Annotated in this window: 12 protein-coding genes; 4 read left to right on the forward strand and 8 right to left on the reverse strand. The window is 55.6% G+C overall.

The genetic code is table 11. From position 1 onward, the window contains the following. Position 1: 1 nt before the first annotated feature. The 3 genes from ACT3TJ_RS02590 to ACT3TJ_RS02600 all read left to right on the forward strand — a co-directional run bounded on the left by ACT3TJ_RS02590 (position 2) and on the right by ACT3TJ_RS02600 (position 6,454). On the forward strand, positions 2–1,798 hold the full coding sequence (locus tag ACT3TJ_RS02590) for a sodium:solute symporter family protein (protein WP_444621513.1): 1,797 nt from the start codon (positions 2–4) through the stop codon (positions 1,796–1,798). 102 nt (positions 1,799–1,900) lie between these two features. After that, a complete protein-coding gene (locus ACT3TJ_RS02595) occupies positions 1,901–2,422 on the forward strand; it encodes a hypothetical protein (protein WP_172117421.1) in 522 nt (173 codons plus the stop codon). Positions 2,423–2,512: 90 nt separating this feature from the next. Continuing rightward, a complete protein-coding gene (locus ACT3TJ_RS02600) occupies positions 2,513–6,454 on the forward strand; it encodes a hybrid sensor histidine kinase/response regulator (RefSeq protein ID WP_444665442.1) in 3,942 nt (1,313 codons plus the stop codon). A 73-nt stretch (positions 6,455–6,527) separates the two neighbouring features. Here ACT3TJ_RS02600 and ACT3TJ_RS02605 read toward each other — a convergent pair whose 3' ends face one another. The 3 genes from ACT3TJ_RS02605 to ACT3TJ_RS02615 form a co-directional block, all read right to left on the reverse strand. Next, positions 6,528–7,190: a LuxR C-terminal-related transcriptional regulator gene (locus ACT3TJ_RS02605; protein ID WP_016916171.1), complete on the reverse strand. Its 663-nt coding sequence runs from the start codon at positions 7,188–7,190 to the stop codon at positions 6,528–6,530. Between the two features lie 272 nt (positions 7,191–7,462). Further along, on the reverse strand, positions 7,463–9,412 hold the full coding sequence (gene acs, locus ACT3TJ_RS02610) for an acetate--CoA ligase (RefSeq protein ID WP_193053276.1): 1,950 nt from the start codon (positions 9,410–9,412) through the stop codon (positions 7,463–7,465). Between the two features lie 170 nt (positions 9,413–9,582). Further along, positions 9,583–10,164 (reverse strand): SprT family zinc-dependent metalloprotease, encoded by a 582-nt coding sequence (locus ACT3TJ_RS02615; RefSeq protein ID WP_172117418.1) that lies wholly within the window; start codon positions 10,162–10,164, stop codon positions 9,583–9,585. 69 nt (positions 10,165–10,233) lie between these two features. Here ACT3TJ_RS02615 and ACT3TJ_RS02620 point away from each other — a divergent pair, with 69 nt between their 5' ends. Next, positions 10,234–10,902: a YecA/YgfB family protein gene (locus tag ACT3TJ_RS02620; RefSeq protein WP_172117417.1), complete on the forward strand. Its 669-nt coding sequence runs from the start codon at positions 10,234–10,236 to the stop codon at positions 10,900–10,902. 26 nt (positions 10,903–10,928) lie between these two features. On the opposite strand, the gene ACT3TJ_RS02625 is transcribed toward ACT3TJ_RS02620, so the two are convergent. The 5 genes from ACT3TJ_RS02625 to aceF all read right to left on the reverse strand — a co-directional run bounded on the left by ACT3TJ_RS02625 (position 10,929) and on the right by aceF (position 16,609). Continuing rightward, positions 10,929–12,056: a phospholipase D-like domain-containing protein gene (locus tag ACT3TJ_RS02625; protein WP_193056874.1), complete on the reverse strand. Its 1,128-nt coding sequence runs from the start codon at positions 12,054–12,056 to the stop codon at positions 10,929–10,931. A 50-nt stretch (positions 12,057–12,106) separates the two neighbouring features. Next, positions 12,107–12,814, reverse strand: coding sequence for a class I SAM-dependent methyltransferase (locus tag ACT3TJ_RS02630; RefSeq protein WP_193056873.1), 708 nt, complete (start codon positions 12,812–12,814; stop codon positions 12,107–12,109). After that, a complete protein-coding gene (gene tsaB, locus ACT3TJ_RS02635) occupies positions 12,811–13,509 on the reverse strand; it encodes a tRNA (adenosine(37)-N6)-threonylcarbamoyltransferase complex dimerization subunit type 1 TsaB (RefSeq protein WP_193056872.1) in 699 nt (232 codons plus the stop codon). Before tsaB ends, ACT3TJ_RS02630 begins: the two co-directional genes overlap by 4 nt. Before the next feature lie 105 nt (positions 13,510–13,614). After that, entirely contained in the window at positions 13,615–14,268 is a 654-nt protein-coding gene (gene adk, locus ACT3TJ_RS02640) for an adenylate kinase (protein WP_172117413.1), read from the reverse strand. A 310-nt stretch (positions 14,269–14,578) separates the two neighbouring features. Further along, positions 14,579–16,609: a pyruvate dehydrogenase complex dihydrolipoyllysine-residue acetyltransferase gene (aceF, locus tag ACT3TJ_RS02645; RefSeq protein WP_193056871.1), complete on the reverse strand. Its 2,031-nt coding sequence runs from the start codon at positions 16,607–16,609 to the stop codon at positions 14,579–14,581. Between the last annotated feature and the right edge of the window lie 57 nt (positions 16,610–16,666).

Genomic DNA, 16,666 nt, shown 5'->3' on the forward strand with positions numbered 1-16,666 from the left:
AATGAGCCAATTTGCAATCAACCTGCTTTTTGTAGGCGCCTCCTTTGCGCTCTATATCGGTATCGCGATATGGGCGCGCGCGGGCTCCACAAAAGAGTTCTATGTGGCTGGCGGTGGTGTTCACCCGATCACTAACGGTATGGCCACAGCGGCCGACTGGATGTCAGCGGCCTCGTTTATTTCCATGGCGGGCCTGATCGCCTCCGGCGGTTACGCCAACTCAACCTACCTGATGGGCTGGACCGGCGGCTTCGTTATTCTGGCTATGCTGCTCGCTCCCTACCTGCGTAAATTCGGCAAGTTTACCGTTCCAGACTTTATCGGTGAGCGCTTCTATAGCCGTACCGCTCGGGTCGTCGCGGTTATCTGCCTGATTATCGCATCAGTTACTTATGTAATCGGGCAAATGACCGGGGCTGGCGTTGCCTTCTCACGCTTTCTGGAAGTACCCAGCACTTGGGGCATCTGGATCGCTGCGGGAATTGTTTTCCTGTACGCCGTCTTCGGCGGCATGAAGGGCATCACCTATACCCAGGTCGCCCAGTACATCGTACTGATTGTGGCCTACACCATCCCGGCTGTGTTCATTTCCATGCAGTTGACGGGCAACCCCATCCCCATGTTCGGTATGTTCAGCTCCCACACGGAATCTGGCCTGCCACTGCTGCAAAAGCTTGATGATGTCGTCATGGCACTTGGGTTTCAAGATTACACCGCCGACGTCGACAACAAGCTGAATATGGTGCTGTTCACGCTCTCGCTAATGATCGGTACCGCTGGCCTTCCCCACGTTATCATTCGCTTCTTCACGGTTCCCAAGGTGGCTGACGCACGCTGGTCTGCGGGCTGGGCGCTGGTCTTCATCGCTCTGTTGTACCTAACAGCGCCAGCCGTAGCCTCCATGGCACGTCTGAACCTGATGACCACCATTTATCCGGAGCTAACCGGCCAGGTTGAAAATTATGAGGAGGCCAGTGCCGAGCCAATCCTCTACGAAGATCGTCCTGAGTGGTTCCGCACCTGGGAAGAGACTGGCCTGATCACGTTCTTTGACTTTAACGATGATGGCCGCATCCAGTTCTATAACGATGCCAACACTGAGTTTGACGTTATCGCTGATAGTCGCGGCTGGGAAGGCAATGAACTGACGGTCAACAATGACATTTTGGTTCTGGCTAACCCTGAAATCGCCAACCTACCCGGCTGGGTAATTGGCTTGATCGCGGCGGGCGGTATTGCGGCCGCCCTCTCGACAGCGGCGGGTCTGCTTCTCGCTATCTCGTCGGCGATCAGTCATGACTTAATCAAGAACACGATCAACCCGAATATCAGCGAGAAGAAGGAGATGTTAGCAGCACGCATCTCAATGGGCGGGGCTATCTTGCTGGCCACCTATCTTGGCTTGAACCCGCCAGGGTTTGCGGCACAGACCGTCGCCCTGGCCTTCGGTATTGCCGGCGCCTCGCTGTTCCCGGTACTGATGATGGGTATTTTCTCAACTCGCATGAACAGCACCGGAGCCGTGGCCGGTATGCTGTCAGGCCTGGCGTGTACCCTGCTGTATATCTTTACCTACCTCGGCTGGTTCTTTATCCCGGGCACCAACATGCTGCCCAATACGCCGGATAACTGGCTGTTCGGTATCTCCCCGCTCTCCTTCGGTGCGGTGGGCGCCATGATCAACTTTGCCGTTGCCTTCCTTGTCTCTAGCATGACGGCGCCGCCGCCTAAAGAGATCCAGGAGCTAGTGCAAAGCGTACGCTATCCAAAAGGTGCTGGTGCCGCAGTTGATCACTAAGCCATAATCGTTCCTGAATGCGCTCGCCAGAGCGCATTTCACGGAACCCATGTCGAACCGGGCTTCCTTTGGGAAGCCCGTTCTCTTTCAGGAAATCGCTTTATGATATGGCACTTGATTGCCGCTATTTTTGCTGCACTGGCCGCTGCGGGGATTGGTTTGATTCTGCGCAATCTATCTCGCAACCGGCTTCCTAAATGGATAGTGCCGGTGTTTGCGGGGCTGGGTATGCTCGGTTATCAGATTCACGTGGAGTACTCGTGGTTTGAGCACAAACAACACCAGTTACCTGAATCATCCGTCATCGTCAGTAGTGCCACCGGAACAGAAGTATGGCGCCCATGGACGTTTGTTTTCCCCATCACGACCCAGTTTAGCGTGGTGGATAGCGATAACATTATTACCCGCGATATTGAAGGTGATCAGGTGGTAGAGTTTATTCTTTACCAGTTCATTCGCCGTCATACCGATTTTGTGTCTACTCAGCCCTACTTGCTGAACTGCGAAAGCCGTGAACTGGTGCCGCTAAGCAACGAGGCTGGCGAGGCGCAGTTGAGCGAACTTCGTCTCTTGCGCGAAACATCCACGCTGTTAGCCACCGTATGCGGGAATGCCGACGCATAGGAGAGACGCAAGCGTTGCTCTTCGCCTAGAATGGGGCTCTTTACACGCGCCGCTCGCTGGGCGAGATAAACGTTGGTGGGGGAAATAGGCATGTTTCACGGTGGGCTGCTGGTCGCGGTATCCTTTCTTTATATCGCGATTCTCTTCGGTATTGCCTGGCACGGCGACCGCCGTGCCCGTACCCACGGCGCCAGCCGCCGGCGCCCCCTCATGTATAGCCTGGCGCTGGCCATTTACTGCACCTCCTGGACATTTTACGGCGCGGTAGGCCAGGCAGCCACGGCAGGCTGGTCCTTTGCGAGTATTTTTGTTGGTCCTATCCTGACATTTTTACTGTTTTGGCCGGTTCTCGCCAAAATGATCCGCGTTGCCAAACACCAAAACGTCACTTCTATCGCGGACTTTATCGCCTCGCGCTACGGAAAGACGCAGTCGCTTGCCGCGTTTGCAAGCCTGGTCGCGCTGATCGGAACACTTCCCTATATCGCGCTACAGCTAAAGGCTGTCTCGTCCACGTTTAGCGTGCTAACCGATGCCAGCGATAGCGTGGGAAGCCCGCTCTTTGGCGACACCGCCTTTTATGTAGCCGTTATTATGGCTGTGTTTGCCATTTTGTTTGGTACCCGTCATACCGATGCGACCGAGCACCATGAAGGCTTGATTCATGCCGTCGCCTTTGAATCCATCGTCAAACTTGTCGCATTTATTGTGCTAGGCGCCTTTGTTACCTGGGGCATGTTCGATGGCTTAAGCGAGCTAATGGGGCACGCAGAGAGCCAGCTTGGCCTTCAGCGCCAGCTCGCCAACCAGGACTTCGGCCAAAGTTTTTGGGCACAAACGCTGCTCGCGATGCTGGCGATTCTCTGCCTGCCACGTCAATTCCATGTGGCCGTGGTTGAAAATATTCACCCGGATGACGCCACCAAAGCCCGCTGGCTGTTTCCGCTTTATCTGTTGGCTATCGCTTTTTTCGTTGTGCCCTTGGCCGCAGCCGGGTTACTGCTCTTTTCAGAGAGCGGCGTCGAGCCTGATACCTATGTGTTGGCGCTTTCCATGGCCTCGGGCCATGAGTGGTTAGCGCTGCTGACCTTCATTGGCGGGTTTTCAGCCGCCACCGGCATGGTGATTGTTGCAGCGGTCGCCGTTTCCATCATGATCTCCAATGAAATTGTTATCCCGGCCCTGTTCCGGTTGCGCTGGTTTGATACCAAAGCCCGTGACTACGGACGCCTGGTCCTGCGAGCCCGTCGCATCACCATTGCTGTCGTGTTGGCGATGTCCTACGGCTTTTACCGACTCATCGCCGAGCTCACTTCGCTTGCTTCTATCGGCATGCTCTCCTTTGCAGCCGCCGCGCAGTTTGCCCCTGCGGTCATTGGCGGGCTTTACTGGAAACGCGGTAACCGGTTGGGCGTTATCGTGGGGATGAACGCAGGCTTTGCCATCTGGGTTTACAGCCTCTTGTTGCCCGCCATGACGAATGCCGGCGTGTTGCCCCTGGCATGGCTCTCAGACGGCCCGATGGGGATTGCCTGGCTCTCCCCCACCGCCCTTTTTGGCCTGAACCTGGGGGATAGCTTTACCCACGGCGTCATGCTATCGCTGGGCGTTAACCTGTTTTGCTATATCTTCATCTCCCAGGTGACCTCGCAGCGAGTGGTTGAGCGTATCCAGGCCTCGCTATTTGTCGATAGTGTTGAAACGCGCCAGACCTCGGTGAACCGCCCGTGGACAGGTGCCACGACGGTGGGCGACCTAAAAGTATTATGTGAGCGCTTTTTGGGCGCAAGCCAGGTGGAACGGGCATTTGAGGATTACGCGCGCCGCCTGGGCAAGCCACTGGACTACAGCACACGCGCCTCCATTGATGTTATTCAATTTACCGAGCGGTTTCTTGCCTCGGTACTCGGCGCATCCTCGGCACGCATTGTCGTTAACTCAGCGCTACAAGGACGCGGAATCGGCATTTCCGATGTTATCTCTATTGTTGATGAAGCGTCACAGGTACTGGAGTTCAACCGGGCACTGCTGCAGGCCACTATCGAAAACATTAACCAAGGGATTAGCGTTGTTGACCAAAATCTGTGCCTGGTCGTCTGGAACCAACGCTATCTTGAGCTGTTCCGCTTTCCCGACCATTTAATTCGCGTCGGCGCGCCAATTGATCGCATCTTCCGCTATAACGCTCATAACAGCGAATATGGCCCGGGCGACCCCGAAGAGCATGTCCAGCTACTGCTGGATAATATTCGCGAAGGTCACCCTCATCGCTACGTGCGCTATCGTCAGGATGGCAGCGTGCTGGAAGTTCAGGGTAATCCGATGCCCGGCGGTGGATTTGTTTACACGTACCAGGATATTACCCAGCAAAAGCGGATTGAAGAGGCACTGATTCGTTCCGAAAACAATATCCGTATTTACACCGATAATGTCCCTGCGCTCATTGCCTACTTTGATAAAGAGTGCCGCTACCTGTTTACCAACCGCGCCTATGAGCAAGCATTTAACATTGATCGTAATGCGGTGATTGGCCGGCGCTTTGAGGATGTGCTGTCACTTAAGCAGTCAGAAGAGCGTGGCCCTTGGGTCGCCCGAGCACTGAATGGAGAACGGGTAAGTTTTGAAGTCTCCATGCACGTCCACGATGTCATGCGCCATATGCTGGTCACCTATACCCCTCACTTTGGCGACAGCCAGTCGATTCTGGGTTTTTTCTCGCTTTATCAAGATATTACCGAGCGCCGACAAGCTGAAATAGCGCTTGAAGAGACCAATGAAACACTAGAAGAGCGCGTTCGCGAGCGCACCCAAGCACTTTCTGAAGCCAACGCCGCCCTGCGTCAGGAGAACCGTGTTCGCGCCGAGGCCGAGCAGGCCCTGCGCCAGGCCAAGCAACTGGCAGAAGATGCCAACGCCTCTAAAACACGCTTTTTAGCAGCAGCAAGCCACGATTTATTGCAGCCGCTGAATGCTGCTCGACTGTTTACGTCAGCGCTTATGCAAAACGTAACCACTCCGGATACGCAGCGTACCATCGGGCATATTGATAACTCGCTACAGGCCGCTGAAGAGCTGTTGAGCACGTTGTTGGATATCTCCAAACTGGACGCTGGCGCGCTGACACCGCGCCGCAGCCACTTTGCACTCGCCGATATATTCCGCCCGCTGCGCGCTGAATTTGAAGTCATGGCCGATAACCGCGGCCTGGATCTCAACGTTGTGCCAACCCAGCTATGGGTTGATTCGGACCCGCAGATGCTGCGTCGGATCGTGCAAAACTTCCTTTCCAACGCGGTGCGTTATACGCAGGATGGGCATGTGCTGCTGGGCTGTCGTCGCCAAGGACAGCGGCTTTTAATAGAAGTCTGGGACAGCGGCCCCGGCATCCCCGAGTCCAAGCTCACGGAAATCTTTCAGGAGTTCCGCCGTCTGGATCAGGTATCGCGTCACAAGGAGAGTGAAAAAGGCTTGGGACTTGGGCTCTCTATTGCTGATCGCATGAGCCGAGTGCTTGACCACCCGATTAAGGTTCGCTCCTGGGAAGGCATTGGTACCGTGTTCTCCGTCAGCGTGCCTGTGGTAGCGGCCAGGGCAATCACCGCTGCCGAGCAAGAGCCTACCAACCGGCGCAGCGGCAATAAGCTAGCCGGTGCGCGCATTGTGTGTATAGACAATGAAACCCTGATTTTGGAAGGTATGACCGCCATGCTCAGCGGCTGGGGGTGTGAAGTCTTTACCGCCACCAGCATTGGGGGCGCTAAATCCATCCTGCGCAACATGGATGGCGACCCGGATGCGATCCTCGCTGACTATCACCTGGACAATGAAGTGACCGGCTTGATGGCTCTGGACGCACTGAGCGAGCGCTTATCGGGCGCGGTGCCCGGCATTGTGATTACCGCTGACCGTACCGAAGCCGTTGCGGACATGGTCAAACGCGACGGCTATCAACTGCTGCTGAAACCGGTAAAACCTGCCGCCCTTCGCGCGCTATTGACCCGCACGTTACAGGCCAGCCGGGCCAATACATAGCCTATATGTACCGCAGAAAAAAACCGCTTACGTTGCGCGTAAGCGGTTTTTTTTAATCACGCCACGAGAGCGTTTATGACTCGACTTTAGGCGGCTCGACTTCCAGTTTTTGCGCCGCAATGACCGCTTGTGTGCGCGAATGAACGCCCAGCTTACGTAAAATCGCCGTCACATGGGCTTTAATCGTTGCTTCAGAAACGTTGAGCTCGTAGGCAATCTGCTTATTGAGCAGCCCTTCGGTTAGCATATTCAACACACGAAACTGCTGGGGCGTTAACGAAGCAATCGCTTCGGCAAAGCGCGACTCCTCTTCACTGGTCTCTTCCAACACGTTAGCCAACGCTTCTGGCAGCCAGACTTCACCCTGAAGAATTTCGCCTACCGCTTCAGCAATCAGCTGCAACGACGATGATTTAGGAATAAAGCCCGAAGCACCGTAGTCAATTGCCCGCCGCACGACGTAAGGTTCATCACTGCCCGACACCACCGCCACCGGAATATCCGGCATTTGGCCACGCAACTGAATGAGCCCTGAAAAGCCATGCGCCCCAGGCATGTGCAAGTCCAGCAAGATCAGGTCGGCATCAGGATGGCGATTGACCACTTCCGTTGTGGCTTCCATGGTGTCGGCTTCGACAATCTCAGCCTGCGGGGCTAATTGGCGCAAGGCCTGAGTGAGCGCTGCACGAAACAGCGGATGGTCGTCTGCAACGATAAACTTATGGGCTACTGCCATGGATATTCCTCCGGTTCCTCGTGCAGCGGAAATACGTGCCGCTACGACGCTAGGCTCAAACGGTCAACGCATGGTACCCCAAGGTTTCTTCATGCCCAAGCATACCTGCATATTTTGTCATCATTATGTCACCCTTTTAAACGCAACAGTGCCGACCCTCTGGTCGGCACTACAACGCATAAGCGCAGCATGCTGCTATTTGCGCTCTTTTTGGCTGACACTCATCAACTTACGTAGCACTCATCACGCTTAAGCCACTGAGTAGTAAGCTACTATTGATTGGCTCGATGCTCAATCAATTCGTCAACCACTGAGGGGTCAGCCAGCGTGCTTGTGTCCCCCAGGCCGTCGCATTCGTTGGCCGCAATCTTGCGCAAGATACGCCGCATAATCTTGCCCGAGCGCGTTTTAGGCAGCCCCGGCGCCCACTGGATCACATCGGGGGAGGCAATAGGCCCAATATCTTTACGTACCCACTGGGTCAGCTCTTTCTTAAGCTCATCAGATGGCTCAATGCTATCGTTCAGTGTTACATAGATATAGATGCCCTGCCCCTTGATATCGTGGGGGAAACCTACCACCGCCGCTTCAGCCACCGCCGAGTGAGCAACCAGCGAGGACTCTATTTCTGCGGTGCCCATGCGATGGCCCGACACATTAAGCACGTCATCCACACGTCCGGTAATCCAGTAATAGCCATCTTCATCACGACGGCAGCCGTCGCCGGTGAAGTACATGCCATCGTAGGTGGAGAAGTAGGTCTGCACAAAGCGTTCGTGATCGCCCCAGATAGAGCGCGCCTGCCCCGGCCAGGAATCAAGGATCACCAGATTGCCTTCGGCGGCGCCTTCCAGCTGGTGGCCTTCGTTATCCACCAAGGCTGGTTGTACGCCAAAGAAGGGCAACGTGGCAGAGCCAGGTTTTAGATCCATTGCGCCGGGCAGCGGAGAAATCATGATGCCGCCGGTTTCCGTTTGCCACCAGGTATCCACAATGGGGCAGTTTTCGTTGCCAATCACCCGATAGAACCACTCCCAAGCTTCCGGGTTAATCGGCTCGCCTACCGAACCCAGCAGGCGCAGGCTGTCGCGTGAGCTGGTGCTCATCACGTTGTCACCATGGGCCATCAGGGCACGCACGGCAGTGGGCGCGGTGTACAGAATGTTGACCTTATGCTTATCAACAATTTCACCCAAGCGCCCATGAGTCGGATAGCTGGGCACGCCTTCAAACATCAACGTGGTCGCACCGTTGGCAAGCGGCCCGTAGACGATATAGCTGTGTCCGGTCACCCAGCCCACATCAGCGCTGCACCAATAGACCTCGCCCTCCTGGTAATCAAACACATACTGGTGAGTCATGGCGGCGTAGGTAAGGTAGCCACCCGTCGTGTGCTTAAGGCCTTTAGGTGCACCTGTTGAGCCGGACGTATACAGGATAAACAACGGATCTTCGGCGCCCACCGGCTCGGCGTCGCACACCGCTTGCTGTCGATCAACCAATTCATCAAACCAGAGATCGCGGCCTTCTTTCCAGTCGATGTCACCGCCGGTACGTTTTACGACCAGTACGTTCTTGCAGACGTCGGTGCCTTCGCGGGTGAGTGCTGAATCGACGTTCTCCTTGAGCGGCACGTGTTTGCCACCACGCACTGACTCGTCGGCGGTAATAATCAGTTTGGAATCAGCACCAATAATCCGCTGGGCTACCGCATCGGGCGAAAAGCCACCAAAGACGACCGAGTGGACCGCACCAATCCGTGCGCAGGCAAGCATTGCCATGGCCGCTTCTGGGATCATGGGCATGTACATCGTCACCGTATCGCCTTTCTCAACACCCAGCGACTTCAGAGCATTGGCCAATTGGCAGGTGCGCTCATGCAGTTCACGATAGGTAATGTGCTTGGATTCATCAGGATTATCGCCTTCCCAGATAATCGCCGTTTGATCACCGCGCTGTTCAAGGTGCCGGTCAAGGCAGTTGGCACTCACGTTGAGTACGCCGTCCTCAAACCACCGAATATCCACATTATCCCGTTTAAATGAGGTGTTCTTGATGATGGTTGGCACTTTAATCCAATCAAGACGCTTGGCCTGCTCTGCCCAGAAACCTTCGGGATCATCCTTGGACTGCTGGTACATGGCCGTGAACTTTTCTTTATCGGCCCAGGCGTTGGCGGCGATAGCATCGCGCACCGGATAGACGTTTTGATGTTCGCTCATAGTTGCCTCATGTCCGTAGAAACGCACTCTCAATAGGAATGTAGTCGGTATTATTCTTTGTTGCCCCGACACCACTGAATGTTCCCCTAGCATAAACCTCCCTTAGGCGGCTTCCTCTTAGACATTGGTATTAACATTTTTTATTTAAAAAACAGCAACCTGGATGACTTTCAACGATTATCGTAAGCGATATAGACCAACGTCTCCTGGCAATGACGACAACGATAGCGGCGCCCCTTGTTAACTAGCGCATGGCGCCTGGCCGTCAACAGGTGTTCACGGCAGGCGCACTGATAGCGGTAAGGTGCAGGCTGAGCCTTATGAACGTCGAAGCGGTGGGTAACGTGAGGGGCTAGCCCAAACAAGTCCCGCATCACGGTTTTCCACTCTTGCCCGTGTGGTTTTAAGCGTCGCCCGTCACGTAGATGAAACACCAGCCAATGCGCCATCTCATGCGGAATCACATCGTTAAAAAACGCAGTACGATTGTCACTAAGCAAAATAAAATTAAACCGCAGGCCACCGCGCCCCCAATGGGCTTGCCCCGCTGAAGCGCCCTTTAAGTCAAACCATACCCGGGGCCGCGGCAACTGCGGATACACTTCCAGGCAGCGCTGCCACGCTTGCTCGACCCGGCTTAATGCCGCTTTTTGTAGCGCCTCGGGTGACAGCGCCGCCAATTCATCTTCCGGCCAAGGCGGCAGCGGCAATGTACCCGTTAGCGATGCGCCTATTAGTGATAAACTTGTCATGAATGAATGCCTAAATGATGGTTACCCATTAGTATCATTTTTTAAACGACCCAACTCATGAGGCTTGCTATGGCAGAGCGCCCCGACGATGCAAACGCGCCAGAGACTGTCCCTCCGCAGCCACTGCTGACCGATGAGCAGCTCGACAGGCTGGATGATTTCCTCGACTCAGACCAGGTCGATGAAGACGCGCTGGACGTGATCTCCGCCCACGGCTTTCTCGTGGCACTCGCGGTAGCCCCCAGCGAAGTATCACCGGCCCAGTGGCTCGTTGAGCTGTTTCAAGGCGAACCGCGCTATGCCGATGATAACGAGCGCAATGAAATTGTTAATCTGCTAACCCTGCTGCGCAACAATGCAATGGCCGTGCTGGAGCAAGGCGGGCTTCCTGAACTGCCTTTTGATTTAACCCTGGATGGGCTGCCTGCGGAAGAAACACCGATTGGCGACTGGTGCGCGGGCTTTATGGAAGGCGTCTTCAGCGATGAAAGCGCGTGGTTCCAGGAGGATGAAGAAGCCGCGGCAACACTGCTTTTGCCCTTTATGCTGCTTTCCGGGCTATTTGATGATGAGCCCGACATGGCCGAGATGGCAAGCGACACGGCACACCAGGAAAGCCTGGTCGCGCAATTGCCAGAGCTCGTGCTTGATTTGTATTTGCATTACCGCGTTCCACCGGAAACGCCCAAACCCAAGCCGCGCAAAAAAACGCCTGCCAAGAACCGCAAGCGTCGCTAAGTCAGTGTTCATTCAACCCGGTATCGTTACTTAAGCCGGGTAATCACTGAATCCAGCGTACCAAATATCCATTCAAAGGCGCGCTGCTTCCAGGAGCGCGCGGCCCACTCCTCGGCCAGCACTTCCTTGCTGGCCGAAAAATTACGCTCAAACATAGCGCACACATCCTGAGCAAGCCGCTCGTCCATCACTTCCTGATTGGCCTCCAGGTTCCAGTGCAGATTCCAGTGATCGAAGTTACACGAGCCAATACTCACCCAGTCATCCGCGAGTACAAATTTGGCATGAATAAACGTCGGCTGGAATTCGTAAATGCGTACGCCCGCTTTAAGCATCGACTGATAAAAACGTTGTCCTGCGTAACGCACGCTGGGGTGGTCATGCTTCGCGCCGGGCAGCAAAAGGCGTACATCCACGCCCTGCTTTGCAGCCCGCGCCAAGCGACGGCGCAGTGTAAACGTAGGCACGAAATAGGGCGTACAGAGCCAAAGGCGCCCTTGAACGCCCTGCACCCGGCGGTAAAGCGAGTGACGAATCGCCTGATACCGGTAGCCTCGGCCCTGTATGGCTCGGCCGATTGCCCCGCCTTCAAACGCCTCTGCCTGGCGCTGTTGAGGAAGAGGCGCCGGAGGACGCTTATCCTCTGCGCGTGTTAAGCGCGAACGCCAAAGGGTGCGAAAAAGCATCTCCCAGTCGGCGATGACCGGGCCTTCAATACGCACGGCAATGTCGTACCATGCCTCTAAAAATTCATCGACGGCGCCAAACCCACCGGTAAAGGCTATTTGTCCATCGACCACTATAATTTTGCGGTGGTCACGACTAAGGTTCCGGGCCAGTGAGTGGAGCCCCACCGGATTGAAAAAGCGCAGCGCCACGCCCGCGTCAAGAAGCCGCTCGCGGTCGCTGCTAGCAAGCCCCTTGGAACCAAAGCCATCCAACAGCAGATACACCCTTACACCCCGCTGGGCTGCCGTTGTTAGTGCTTGTATCACCTGGTCAGCAAGCGCTCCCGACTCCATCAAGTAAAGCTCAACCAACACATAGTGATTGGCGTGGTTGATGGCTTCAAGCATGGCGGGTAGAAAGCGAGACGCCTCTGGCAGCAGGGTAAATCGATTGCCCGCATGCCATGTCAGGGGCTGATACTTCATAGCGCTCTGCTCCTGATGAAATACCTCGTTAATGCGTAATGGGTATCGACTCAACGATGAAGCGACTGCTTAACATAGAGATCATAGCGGCTGGTCTTTCCCTCCAACACATGCTGAGGCGCGGGGCCTGCAATCGGAGGGGCTTTACGGGGACGTTTTACCACCACCCGGTGTGTCGCTACCTCCAGAGCGGCTTCCAACAAACGCGGCGCATCATCGTCATCGCCCGCCAATTCGCGAAACAGGCGCATCTCTTTTTTGACCAGCGCCGACTTTTCCCGATGCGGAAACATCGGGTCCAGGTGCACGACCTGTGGATCAAACGCGGCCTTGGCAACCAACGCTTCTAGCGACTGAGCCGCGTCGCCATGGCGCAAGGTCATGCGAGCGATGATATCAGCGATATCATGCGCTTTAGCGGCTCTCAGCAGGCCGTCTTCCAACAGCGCGGCAATCGCGCCGACACGCTCAACCAGCAGCACATGAGCGCCCAGTGCGGCCAGTACAAAGGCATCCCGCCCAAGCCCTGCCGTCGCATCGACAACGCTTGGCGTCACGCCTTTAGCAAGCCCGCACGCCTTGGCAACCAGTTGGCCTCGCCCACCGCCAAACTGACGCCGATGGGCTGCTTTACCTGCAGCAAAATCAACGCTTAGCGGTTTACCATAGCGTTTTTCATCCCCTGCCAGCACTAAACGTCCCTCGCAATACGTAAGCGCCAGTCCTTCTGGGAGTACGGCCTTTTCAGGCAGACTCATGCCGGCTTTTTCCAGGCAACGTTATTGCGCAAATACACCGGCTGCGCCAGATGCGCCGGCTGACCTAACCCTGCCGCTAAATCATCGGCACCCAACCAGGCCATCTCTTCAGCACGAGGTTCCATATCAACCAGGTGCTGGCTCATGCTCACTTGCACCGTGGCTGCAAAGCGCTCCCAAAGCGTAAAACCTGAGCCTACGCCGACCCAGTCAGCTTCATCTTCAGGTAGTGAAAACGCTTCTGGGGCCAACACGGCTTCAGCTTGCTCCAGTCTCACGCTATCGTTCAAACAGTGCCATGTGGCCGCGTAGATCTCGCCCATACGCGCATCCAGAGCAGTGACGATATAGCGAAAGTGAAAGCGCCGATGGGCCTGGAGAGCCAACGCTTTGAGCGTTGAGACGCCGAGTAATGGGCGGTCCAAACCAAAGGCCAGGCCTTGTGCCGTTCCGGTAGCGATTCTCAGCCCGGTAAATGAGCCCGGCCCTTGTCCAAAGGCAATGGCGTCGAGCGCCGCCGGTGTAATCTGCGCTTGCGCTAACAGCTCGTCCACCATCGGCATTAACCGCCGAGTATGCGCACGCGGCGTCATCTCGTAGCGCGCTAGACATTCGCGGTCAGCGCCGTTCTGACGTAGCAGTGCTACCGAGCAGGCGCTGGATGAGGCATCTAGCGCAAGAAGGTGTAACGACATAGCAATTCCGCACTCGTGATAAGTAGTCGAACATTATACCTTTAGTGCGCCCATACGACGATGGCCCGCGCTTGGCGGGCCATCGGCTTAGCGAGCATCGTTTAATCAGCCAAGGGCTTCTTTTACCTGGCGCGTAATATCGGCAACGCTGCCTACGCCTTCAACACGGTGGTACTGGGGCGCTGCTTCAGCGTCCTTGTTTGCCCACTGCTGGTAGTAATCCACCAGCGGTGCCGTTTGATCGTGATAAACCGACAAGCGGTTACGAACGGTTGATTCCTGGTCATCTTCACGCTGAATAAGCTGCTCGCCCGTTACATCGTCTTTGCCAGGCTCTTTAGGCGGATTATGATCGACGTGGTAAACACGCCCGGACGCCGGGTGAACGCGGCGACCCGCCAAGCGGTTGACAATTTCTTCATCCGGGACAGCGATCTCAAGCACGTGGTCAATCTTCACGCCACCCTCTTTCATGGCATCGGCCTGAGGGATGGTCCGCGGGAACCCGTCAAACAGGAACCCGTTCTCGCAATCTGGCTGGCTGATACGCTCTTTCACCAAGTCAATAATGATCTGATCGGACACCAGGCCACCACTGTTCATTATCTCTTTAACTTTTAGCCCCAGCTCGGTGCCGTCTTTGATTGCCGCGCGTAGCATATCCCCGGTGGAAATCTGAGGAATCTTGAACTGCTCACAAATATATTGAGCTTGAGTCCCTTTCCCCGCGCCGGGGGCACCCAACAGGATTAAACGCATGGCCACTGCTCCTTGAAAGTAAAACGCAATAAAATGAATTAACCGACAATAACCGGGCCACTCATGCGGCACAACTCCCCAAAAGCCTGAGAAGGGTATTTTTGTAAGATTTTTTTAAATAAAACAGCCAAGTGATGCACGCCAGGCGCACCGACCGCCTCGTTTGAAGCGCTAAACGCAAACGGCGCCCATCACTGGGCGCCGTTGACTAAACCTAATTTGCAGCTACTTTCTCATATACTGCTGCGTGGATTGCCGTGATACCGCATCAAACGGCGCCACGACAATCCACATCATGCCGACAACCTGATCACAGCAACAAGCGGCGAATATCGGTCAACACATCCGCCAGGAATGCCGTGAAACGCGCAGCATCCGCCCCGTTAATCGCCCGGTGATCATAGGAAAGCGACAGCGGCATCATCAAGCGCGGTTGGAAGGCACCACCATCCCAAACCGGCTTCATTTGGGCTTTGGAAACACCCAAAATAGCCACCTCAGGCGCATTCACGATCGGCGTAAACGCCGTGCCACCAATCGAACCCAGGCTCGAAATAGTGAAACAGCCACCGGTCATCTCTTCCCGCTTGAGCTTCTTGGTTTGTGCCTTTTTACCCAGCTCTGCCATGTCCTTGGCAATCTCGATCAAGGACTTCTTATCGGCATCACGCAGTACCGGCACCATCAAGCCATCAGGGGTATCAACAGCAATACCGATATGAACGTAGTTCTTCCATACCAGCGTTTCGCCGTCGCCTTTTAAGCTGACATTAAACTGCGGGAACTTACGCAGCGCAAAAGCACACGCTTTCACCAGGAAGGGCAGCGGGGTTAACTTGGCCCCCTGCGCTTCGGCTTCGGCTTTCATCGACTTACGGAAGTTCTCAAGCTCGGTGATATCCGCTTCGTCAAACTGGGTAACGTGAGGCACGTTAAGCCAGCTGCGATGCAAATTGGTCGCGCCCATCTTAAGCAGACGACCCATCGGCTTCTCTTCGACTTCACCGAACTGGCTGAAGTCGACTTCCGGAATCGGCGGAATACCGGCGCCACCCGTGGCGGCAGCTGCTCCGCCCGGTGCTTGTGCCTTACCCTGGTTCGCAATGACCTGCTTCACATAGGCCTGAACGTCCTCTTTGAGCACGCGCTCTTTGGGGCCGCTGGGCTTAACCAGGCCAATGTCGACGCCAAACTCGCGGGCCAGCATACGCACGGCTGGGCCTGCGTGTACCAACTTGCCATCACGCGGCTTGTGCGCGGCCATTTGCGCTTCAGGGCTGGGCGTACCGCCTACGGTTGATGCGCCCTGCTTGGCAGTGCTCTTCTCAGCAGTTTTCTGAGCAGTCTCCTTCTTCGGCGCTGGCTTGGAAGCGGCTTTCTTCGCGCCCGCTACTTCCATATAACCAATGATATCGCCTTCAGAAACGGTATCACCCTCTTTAACGGTCAGCTCAAGGAGCTTGCCTTTATAGGGGCTGGGAACGTCCATGGAGGCTTTATCAGATTCCAGCGTAATCAACGGATCTTCTTCGCTGATCTCATCGCCTACTGCCACACCGATTTCAATAATCGGTACGTCGGTAGAGCCGGAAATATCCGGAACGCGGATCTCCTTGCGCTCTGGCTCGCCGCTGGCCGCGTCGTCTTCGCTGTCGTCGCTGCGGGTATCTTCAGGCTCACTGCTGGAGGCGCTCGCCTCTTCCTCAGCAGGCGCTTCACCGTCGGCCTCGTCGCCACCTTCACCTTCGACTTCCATCTGGCCGATAACATCGCCTTCAGAAACCGTGTCGCCTTCTTTAACGGTAAACGCGACAATTTTACCGGTATGCGGGCTCGGCACGTCCATGGAGGCTTTATCAGACTCCAGGGTGATCAGCGTATCTTCAGCATCGATACTATCGCCTTCACTCACCGCAACTTCGATGATCTCAACGTTGTCAGAGCCGCCTAGGTCCGGCACCTTGATATCCACGGTTTGCTTACCGCCACCGGATTTCCTGGCGCTTTTCTGCTCGGCCTTGGGCTTCTCTTCGGCCGCAGGGGCTTCTTTCTGCTCGGGTTCGGACGCTTGCTTGTCGTCCTCTTCCTCGGCATCGCCGCCGCCTTCCGCTTCCAGCTCAACGATATCGTCGCCTTCGGAAACGGTATCGCCTTCTTTAACCAGCACTTTAACGACTTTACCGCCCTTCGGGGCCGGGATATCCATGCTGGCTTTATCAGACTCCAGCGTGATCAGGGTGTCTTCCGCTGCAATGACGTCGCCTTCCGACACCGCGATCTCGATGATTTCGACACCTTCGCTACCGCCGATGTCGGGCACTTTGATGATTTCGCTACTCAAGGTCGCGCTCCTTTCAAATCGGATCGAGCCGGCGGGTACTTAACCCGCCGGGCAGCG

It is taken from the genome of Halomonas sp. AOP30-A1-24, from assembly GCF_052378165.1.
GTDB classification, from domain to species: domain Bacteria; phylum Pseudomonadota; class Gammaproteobacteria; order Pseudomonadales; family Halomonadaceae; genus Vreelandella; species Vreelandella citrativorans.

What these genes read in the sequence shown, in the direction of transcription:
- ACT3TJ_RS02590 (WP_444621513.1), top strand. Translation starts at nt 2, where the DNA reads ATGAGCCAATTTGCAATCAACCTGCTTTTTGTAGGCGCCTCCTTTGCG.
- ACT3TJ_RS02595 (WP_172117421.1), top strand. Translation starts at nt 1,901, where the DNA reads ATGATATGGCACTTGATTGCCGCTATTTTTGCTGCACTGGCCGCTGCG.
- ACT3TJ_RS02600 (WP_444665442.1), top strand. Translation starts at nt 2,513, where the DNA reads ATGTTTCACGGTGGGCTGCTGGTCGCGGTATCCTTTCTTTATATCGCG.
- ACT3TJ_RS02605 (WP_016916171.1), bottom strand. Translation starts at nt 7,190, where the DNA reads ATGGCAGTAGCCCATAAGTTTATCGTTGCAGACGACCATCCGCTGTTT.
- acs (WP_193053276.1), bottom strand. Translation starts at nt 9,412, where the DNA reads ATGAGCGAACATCAAAACGTCTATCCGGTGCGCGATGCTATCGCCGCC.
- ACT3TJ_RS02615 (WP_172117418.1), bottom strand. Translation starts at nt 10,164, where the DNA reads ATGACAAGTTTATCACTAATAGGCGCATCGCTAACGGGTACATTGCCG.
- ACT3TJ_RS02620 (WP_172117417.1), top strand. Translation starts at nt 10,234, where the DNA reads ATGGCAGAGCGCCCCGACGATGCAAACGCGCCAGAGACTGTCCCTCCG.
- ACT3TJ_RS02625 (WP_193056874.1), bottom strand. Translation starts at nt 12,056, where the DNA reads ATGAAGTATCAGCCCCTGACATGGCATGCGGGCAATCGATTTACCCTG.
- ACT3TJ_RS02630 (WP_193056873.1), bottom strand. Translation starts at nt 12,814, where the DNA reads ATGAGTCTGCCTGAAAAGGCCGTACTCCCAGAAGGACTGGCGCTTACG.
- tsaB (WP_193056872.1), bottom strand. Translation starts at nt 13,509, where the DNA reads ATGTCGTTACACCTTCTTGCGCTAGATGCCTCATCCAGCGCCTGCTCG.
- adk (WP_172117413.1), bottom strand. Translation starts at nt 14,268, where the DNA reads ATGCGTTTAATCCTGTTGGGTGCCCCCGGCGCGGGGAAAGGGACTCAA.